This window comes from Sphingobium sp. FG125, assembly GCF_057809795.1.
Genome location: NZ_JBMDKQ010000013.1, coordinates 109134 through 115555, shown reverse-complemented (window position 1 = coordinate 115555; position 6422 = coordinate 109134). Strand labels below are relative to the sequence as shown.

7 protein-coding genes are annotated in these 6422 nt (G+C 59.3%); 3 read left to right on the top strand and 4 right to left on the bottom strand.

From position 1 onward, the window contains the following. Positions 1 to 42 precede the first annotated feature (42 nt). Positions 43 to 252: an autoinducer binding domain-containing protein gene (locus tag ACODSR_RS13855; RefSeq protein WP_489077248.1), complete on the bottom strand. Its 210-nt coding sequence runs from the start codon at positions 250 to 252 to the stop codon at positions 43 to 45. 290 nt (positions 253 to 542) lie between these two features. Here ACODSR_RS13855 and ACODSR_RS13850 point away from each other — a divergent pair, with 290 nt between their 5' ends. Beyond that, positions 543 to 1109, top strand: coding sequence for a hypothetical protein (locus tag ACODSR_RS13850; protein ID WP_489055936.1), 567 nt, complete (start codon positions 543 to 545; stop codon positions 1107 to 1109). A 373-nt stretch (positions 1110 to 1482) separates the two neighbouring features. Next, positions 1483 to 1890, top strand: coding sequence for a nucleoside diphosphate kinase regulator (rnk, locus tag ACODSR_RS13845; RefSeq protein ID WP_169574392.1), 408 nt, complete (start codon positions 1483 to 1485; stop codon positions 1888 to 1890). A 72-nt stretch (positions 1891 to 1962) separates the two neighbouring features. Here rnk and ACODSR_RS13840 read toward each other — a convergent pair whose 3' ends face one another. Further along, positions 1963 to 2973: a rod shape-determining protein gene (locus ACODSR_RS13840; protein WP_169574391.1), complete on the bottom strand. Its 1011-nt coding sequence runs from the start codon at positions 2971 to 2973 to the stop codon at positions 1963 to 1965. Between the two features lie 200 nt (positions 2974 to 3173). Between ACODSR_RS13840 and ACODSR_RS13835 the strand changes: the two genes are divergently transcribed. Then, on the top strand, positions 3174 to 3611 hold the full coding sequence (locus ACODSR_RS13835) for a hypothetical protein (protein WP_033965537.1): 438 nt from the start codon (positions 3174 to 3176) through the stop codon (positions 3609 to 3611). Between the two features lie 489 nt (positions 3612 to 4100). On the opposite strand, the gene ACODSR_RS13830 is transcribed toward ACODSR_RS13835, so the two are convergent. Then, complete coding sequence (locus ACODSR_RS13830) at positions 4101 to 5528, bottom strand: efflux transporter outer membrane subunit (RefSeq protein ID WP_489055937.1); 1428 nt, start codon at positions 5526 to 5528, stop codon at positions 4101 to 4103. Further along, positions 5522 to 6421 (bottom strand): efflux RND transporter periplasmic adaptor subunit, encoded by a 900-nt coding sequence (locus ACODSR_RS13825; protein WP_169574390.1) that lies wholly within the window; start codon positions 6419 to 6421, stop codon positions 5522 to 5524. Before ACODSR_RS13825 ends, ACODSR_RS13830 begins: the two co-directional genes overlap by 7 nt. Between the last annotated feature and the right edge of the window lies 1 nt (position 6422).

Sequence of the window (6422 nt, the reverse complement as noted above, 5' to 3'; positions counted from 1 at the left end):
GACGATGCTTGAAGCCCCTTATGTAGGTTTTCTGTTCCGTTGCTACTCAAACCCCATTACCTCCTCGACCCAGCGCGCCGGATAGGTGGTTATCAGCAGGGCTTTTCGGGTGGTGCGTTTCAGGTCGACATTGTGCACCAATGCGAACCAGCGGAATCCGAACTGGCGCACAATCGCATCGAGCAAGGACTTGAGCTGATCGAGCGTCGTCGCCTGCCGACATTCGGCGTCGAATGCGGTGATATCGCCCAAGCGGCCAGCATCTTCGAGACTGCTCATAATGCGAACGACTCGCATTTTGTTGGCGGTTTCGTCCAGTCAGCATTCGGCGAAGCTATTGAAAAACAAGACCGGATGCTTCCAGCGACCAACTCCCCGCAAGAAAAGCACAGGTCGTCTTTTGTACGGATCGGCTGGAGTTATGACGAAAGGGCGCACGTGACACTTTATCTCCGGGCAAAGTGTCACAGCCGACAAAATGATGAATCTGCTGCAAAGGGGGATTCACTTCACCCCCTATATGTGCTTGATTCAATCCTGTTATGTTGCACGCTCCGATCATCGGTGACAGCCGCCAGCAACTGGATATGCCGTCCTTGTTGGAGATGCTTGCGCGATCCTCGTCTCGGCCGCGCTATGCCTTCATGGTGCTCAACCTGATTGCGCAGGTCTCCCGTTCCGACGGTAGCGCCGGGCCGTTGGTAGCCAAGGGCGGCGGTCTCATTCCGCTGCGTGACTGGCTTTGCGATGCGCTGACCCCGATGGGCCAGCGTGACCCCCGCCGTGTTGCCCTGGAAGAGCGGATACGGACTGATCTGGCAGTGTCGGGCATATTACCAGCCGACGTCGATCAGGCCACCGCGATCGTCGACGGCGCCATCCGTGAGCAGGTACGGGCTTCGGGCAAGACGAATGTGAGCCGGGCGGTATCGGAGCTGGTGCGCGCTGGCTTGCTCAAGCGGCACTATCAGGGCTATTGTGTCGATCATCACAATCGCGGTGCGCAGCGCCAAGCCGTCTATGTTCTGGCAGGCTGTGCGCGCGGTCTGATTGGCGGCAGACGAGAACAGCCAAGAGCCGCGCCGAGGCAGGCAGAACTAGCGTTCTGAACGCTTAGAAATCCACTAGATTTAACATAACTATTATTATCAAACCGCAATCGCCGCGCTAGATGGAGATGTCATCCCCGCCGTTGATGGCGCGTGACTTGGATAATTTTGAGCTCATCGGTAACTAATATCGCTCGAACGCGAGAAAGTGGTGCCGCGTTTGACAATCCTTGGATCAACCTCCACATTGAAACGATGAGCACCGTCAATCTTTTGCAGCGTGTCCGCACGCACGCGGGTCAACTCCTGACCGGCAAATAGCCCCGGACTCCCTTGCGGCTTCCCGCTCGAGTTCGGGGTCGCTACCTTTCACACACATACATACGAGTGCGGCGCAAGCATTTGCGCGCCCGTCACATGAAAGTATCATATCATGACCCGCCCCGCGGCGCGCCCCCCAATACATCTTTTGGACAGCGAAGCTGACCGCCTCTCCGACCTGGCTATGAGCATTGAAGACCGCCAGCCGGAGGTCAGTGCTTTGCTCCTGTCCGAGATTGAACGCGCCAAAATTCATCGTCCAGGAAAGCTGCCAACCGGGATTGTGACGATGCTTTCGACGGTCGAATTCGTCGATGAAGGGAGCGACACGCGCCGAACCCTCAAGCTGGTATTTCCGCCTGACGCAGACATCGAAGCCGGACGAATATCGATACTGACGCTCGTGGGTGCAGGCCTGATCGGATTGGCAGAAGGTCAATCGATTCTCTGGCCGGATCGCGAACATCACGAGCGACGGCTTCGGATCGTCAAGGTGACCCGGGACGGCGAACTGCCGTGACGGCCGATCGCGAATATCGAGCAGCCTGATAGTGCTAAAACTCAGTGATGCGCGATCGAGCCCTGCCCGACTTCAGACCATCATAGCGCCAAGACCCTTCGCGACGCAGCGAAGGGGTTCGTCGGCGACGTGCGTTCGCAGGCCTGTCGCCTGCGTTATAGCATGCTGAAGAATCTTCACTGAGGCACTGCCACCGCTGAGGTAGATCCCGCGATCATGAATATCGCGGGATAGCTCTGGCGGTGTCTCGTTCAAAGCGTCTCGAACAACGTCTACGATAAGAGCCGCATGGCGGTCGATAACGCCGATTAATTCTTGCGCGCTGACACAAAAAGTAGCGGGGCCTCCCGACAAAACGTTATGGCCTTTCAATTCCAGATCCGACGTATTGGATTGATCGTCAAAGAGTCGCTCAGAGATCTCCAGCTTTACGCGTTCGGCTGTTTCTTGCCCGATCAGAAACTTATGCCTGGAATGAAGATGATCGATGATAGCCTGGTTTAGGGCATGCCCGCCGATACGCACCGACCGTTGAACGCAAAGTGCACCAAGTGAGAGCACGCCGACTTCCGTCGTCCCGGCGCCACATTCTATGAGCATCGAACCTTCCGGCTCTTCCACGGGTAGTCCCGCCCCGAACGCTGCTGCGAGCGGCTCGGGCACCAGTTCAACAACGCGGACACCGGCATCGTTGGCGGTTGTTACCAAGGCGGTTCTCTCGGCATGTGTCGCATCGGCGGGCACTCCGATGATCGCGCGCGGTGATCGGAGTCGACGGCGACCGATGCTTGCATGGATCGCATGGCGCAACATTTCGCGGCCAGCTTCGATGTCGTTCAACACCCCACGGGCCAAGGGACGCGCTATGCGAAGCGGCCCCGACGTTCGACCGACCATGCGAGTGACGGCTTCACCAACAGCGAGCAACTTCGGTTCCCAGGTCTCATCGCTGAAGCAGCAAAGCGAGGGTTCTTCGAACACGATTCCAGAACCGCGCACATAGATCCGCGTGTTCGCTGTTCCAAAATCGATCGCAAGGTCGGCAGCACCTCTTTTGAGGGCTGCATGCTGTGTCGTTGTCATAAGGACGCCCTAGCAGAATCTAGCTGGTTTGTATTCCTCGTGGGCATCGCGTGCGTTAACACCACGGTAGCCCGACATGCTGCCAGCGTTCAGGTCGGTTCGCTCAGCTTGTTGTGGTGCCGCCTTTCCTTAACGATAGAAACTTCACCCTCTCAGTCTTGCTATTTATATCGTAACGCGATATATAATGAGAAGCAGAAATGGAGGGGATTGCGGTCGAGCGAGTCACCGGAATCGGTGGCGAACTGACCCGTCCACATTCGATGAACATGCTTGATATCGCTTTCGAAGCAATCACGGCAGTCTTGGGCGGTCTAGCAGCCGCACTGGTGCTTACATGGCTGGGCTGGACTGCCTTCAAGGTCGTCCGCCATCCCGAATGGGGGCCGCCAGCCATGCTGGTTTTGCTCGTGGCAGTTTCTGGTGGTGCCCTCAGATCGAGCGACTTCCTGCGCATGGTGGTTCTGTTTAGCGCAATCGCGGGCATGCTCGTTTGGGCCGAAGGCGGCGACTGGCGCGAACGCCACAAATCAAAAGGACGAAACGCGAGTCCCGATGCACACCCTTCGTCTGAGAGTGGCGCATTACCATCCACGCGGGGAGCCAAATTCCTGGATCGAAATCACCTGAAAGGATGACGTAATGCCACGTACCTTGGCCATCTATCCTGCGATCGTGGCATGCATCAACGAAACGCGCTTGCCGGAGCGACAGGAGATCGAACTGGTTGCCGCTCGCGTGTGGAATGAGACCCGGGACGCAAAGACGCGGCGGTCGTCGATGCTTGTCCCCGGATCAGCGGAGCACAGGAAAGTCCTTCGAGTTGCCGTAGTAGCGCTCGGTGTCAGAGGCGAAACTGCCATCACGAAAATGCTCGAACGACTGAACGACAGGCACACAAAGCTTTAGGGAACCGAATTCGCGGGGGAGCTTAAAACAAAGGACCGATATTGTGACAACCACCGGCCTAATCGTTGCGGCGGTAGCTGCTCTCGTCGTGCTCGGGTACATTGGTTGGATAACGCGACGCGCGAAGACAGGATCAGGCGCTGCTGCACCCCGTCAAAGACAGGGCTGATGCATTTTGTCGATCTCATGGCCGCGAACAACCGCCGTGTGCAGTTTTCTCATTGCTTTGACGGTGTTGACCATCCTCCCCCGAGGGCCAAAAAAAGCGCAATCTGATCGCGATTGATATCGGTCTGCGCGGCTGTAACGGCTTGCTCGGCAATGATCCGACTGCGCTGGGCATCCAGCGCAACCAGACCTCCCAGCTTGCCACCCCGCCGCAAAGCGGCCGTTCGCTCGGAAACCTGTACCGCGCCATCGCGTGCCGCTTTCAAATCTTCCAGTCGCACAAGATCGGCCGCATAGTTGTTCAGTGCGCTTTCCACCTCCCGCAAGGCGCTCAGCACCGTGCCGTCAAAGGCCGCGAGATTAGCGCGTGTCTGCGCCTCGCTCTGCGAAATTCGCGCCCGAATTGCGCTTCGGTGGATGTTCCTGCTGATCAATGGGCCAATGCCAAACCGATTGGTCAACGACGATAGCAGGTCTGTCGCAGCGCCGGTGGAGCCAAGCGAAGCCCCGAGTTTGATGTCGGGATAGAGCGCGGCCGTTGCTATACCGATCCGTGCCGTCGCCGCAGCCAATCGGCGTTCGGCCGCGCGAACATCGGGTCGTCGCTTGAGCAGCCCCTGTCCGTCCCCAACCGGCATCAGCGAGCGCAGCACCAACGGCGCGTGACATCCTAGCAGGCCGTGATCGAATTCTGCAGGCACCCGTCCCATCAACGTCGCAATGCGGAATACAGCGTTCCGCTGGCCTGCTTCCATGCGGGGCAAGCGCGCCCTGGTGTTTGCCAGCAGGCTTAGCTGGCGATCCTGCTCGAACTTCGGCGCACGGCCATGCGCAATCATAAGGCGGGTGAGGCGCAGGTCTTCGTCCAGTACAGCAATTAGCTGGCGAAGGTCCGCGATCTCGTGCCCGGCGTTGCAGACATCGGCATAGGCCTGCGCTGTCTGGGCCGCGACGTTGATCCGGACCAGATCGCGGGCGGCAACCGCGGCTTCGTCCTCGGCGGTGGCTGCCTCGACACCGCGCCGGATCCCGCCAAACAGGTCAAGGTCGTAACTGATCGAAAGCCCGCCATTGTAGATCTGATGTTCCGGCGGTTGGACATGTTGCATGACCGCTTCTGCTGAAGGCTGCGCCCAGCTCGTCTCCAGATTTGCGGTGCCTCCGACCTCTCGACCGGTTCGTGCCTCGGCGAGCAGCGCGTCACTGCGCTGAAGATTGGCTTCGGCAACCCGCAGGTCGGTGTTGGCGATGAGCGCTTGTTCGATCAAACGGTTCAAAACCTGGTCGTCGAATAGCTTCCACCATTGATCGGGTAGCGGATCGTTAGTGGTCCCCTGCCCGCCGGATATAAACGCGCCCTGCCCTTTTGGCGCGTTGACGAGGGCCTCGTCCGGCATCCGATAATTCGGGCCAACGGTTGCGCAGGCGGACAGGCAGAAGAGCGCGAGCGGCGCCAGCAGCCGGCGAAGGTTCACCATGGCAGGCTCCGGCGAACGGGCACATCGACAGCGCGGGCATGAACGATCACGGTCGCCGTTTGGCCCGGGATCAGCCGGACATTACTGGGCACTTTGTCGATTTTGATTCGCACAGGAATGCGCTGCGCCAATCTGACCCAGGTGAAGGACGGGTTGACGTTGGCAAGTTGTGCTTCCCCCCCGGCGCGTTCCCGATCTTCGACCCCGGCGGCGATGCTTTCGACATGACCGGTGATTTCGTCAGCGACGCCCATCAGGTAAACGCTCGCGGGATCGCCGAGATGGATAGCGGGCAATTTCGTTTCCTCGAAATACCCCTCCACCCGCAGCGACTGGCCATAGACAAGCGCGACAGCTGGCTTTCCGGCGTTCAGGTAGACGCCAGGCTGTAGCGTCATGTTCGACACCGTCCCGTCGACGGGCGCACGTACATAGGTACGATCCAGATTGAGCCGCGCCAGATTGCGCGCGGCAATGGCCTGATCCAGTCCAGTCCTAAGGGCATCGACCCGCGCCCGCCCCTGCTCGATCACCTCGGCCGCCAGCAACTCGGTCATCGAACGATTGCGACGATCCTCCCGCGCGGCCTGCGCCAGGCTCACCCGCTGGGTCGCCAGGTTCGCGTCAGCCTGATCGAGTGCCAGCTGATAGCGTGGGCGGTCGATGACCAGCAGGATCTGGCCCTTGCGCACGACCTCATCGTCACGGATGCGCACTTCGGTGACAAGCCCACTGACATCAGCGGCGACCGGCACGAGATCGGCCCGAACCTTGCCGTCACGCGTCAGCGGTTCAACCTGGTAGCGCATCCACAAGGCGTAGATTGCCGCGAGCACGATGCAGATCACCAGCGCGGTGACCGCTGTGCGCAGAAGGGAACGACGATGGATCATA